At 71.2% G+C, this 1130-nt stretch carries 1 protein-coding gene and 1 pseudogene; one reads left to right on the forward strand and one right to left on the reverse strand.

Annotated features, from left to right (window positions below; genetic code table 11):
* Nucleotides 1–883 (reverse strand): selenoneine biosynthesis selenosugar synthase SenB (gene senB, locus ACEN88_RS32320; RefSeq protein WP_413346310.1); only part of this gene is annotated, 883 nt, incomplete at its 3' end.
* A gap of 39 nt (nucleotides 884–922) precedes the next feature.
* Between senB and ACEN88_RS32325 the strand changes: the two are divergent.
* Nucleotides 923–1130: pseudogene (locus ACEN88_RS32325) on the forward strand (ergothioneine biosynthesis protein EgtB); the annotation flags it as partial.

A 1130-nucleotide genomic window follows, 5' to 3' on the forward strand; every position in this document is an offset into this window, starting at 1 on the left:
CCGCGCACTGGCGGCGCAGGCGCTCGGCGAAGCGCGGATCGGTCGCGCTGCGTTCGATCAAACGGGCCAGCGCCCGCGCATCGCCGGGTGCGAACAGGCCCGCGTAGTCGCCGCCCAGCATGCCGACGTTGCCGGAGATGTTCGATGCAAGCACGGGCACGCCGCTCGTCACCGCTTCGATGATGACGTTCGCGCCGCCCTCCATGCGCGATGCGATGACCATCGCGTGGCAGCGCCGCAGCCGGCGCCGCGTCGCCATGTGGGGCAGGGCGCCGAGCCAGCGGTAAGTGGAGGTCGCGTCCTGTGTTTCCCGCGCGCGGCGGCCGAGGTCCGGGTCGAGCGCGGCGCCGATGTGCACGAGGCGCACGCCCGGCGTGCCGATGAGGCGGGCCGCATCCATGAACGTCTCCGGATCCTTTTCGATACGCAGGTGGCCGATCATCGCGACGTCGAGCGGCATCCGTGGCCGGGCGGCACGCAGGCGCGGGGCCGACTGGTAGATCACGTGCGTCTTTGCGCGCACGGCGTCCGGCAGTTCGTCCAGGCCGCGCGGCTGCAGCACGACGAGCGCGTGCGCGCGGGCGAGCGAGGCCTGTGCGCTGGCGTCGTCGCGGATGTCGCGGTACAGGTCCGTGCCCGTGAGGACGAGCAGCGTGGGCCGGTCCGGATGCGCGTCGTCGAAGGCTGCCAGCGCGGCGGCGGACCGGCGCGCGTGCAATGCGATCAACAGGTCGGGTACCGCGTCTCCGTCCCGCCAGCCGGGGCCGATCGTGACGCGGTAGTCGCGCGCGAGGTGGCGCCGCCAGCGGCTGGCGGTCTGCCAGTTGCCGTTGTTTTCGCGGGCGGATGCGGGGCTGACGATGTGGATGTGCGCTCGGGGCATCGGTAGGAATCGGAGTCGGGATTGGTCGTACAATGATGCATGGCCGTCAATCAAGCATCGTTCCGCCACGCGGGACCCAGGGAACTGGCCGTCGCATTGCAGGATGCGCGGCATTATACGCTCGCGCTGTTCGAGGCTCTCGCGGCCGCCGGCTACGACGACGCGGCCCGCGTGCCGCGCCTGCCCATCGTGAATCCGCCGTTGTGGGAGCTGGGCCATACGGCCTGGTTCGCCGAATGGTTCGTGC

It is taken from the genome of Massilia sp. CT11-108, assembly GCF_047302915.1.
GTDB classification, from domain to species: Bacteria; Pseudomonadota; Gammaproteobacteria; order Burkholderiales; family Burkholderiaceae_D; genus Telluria; species Telluria orientalis.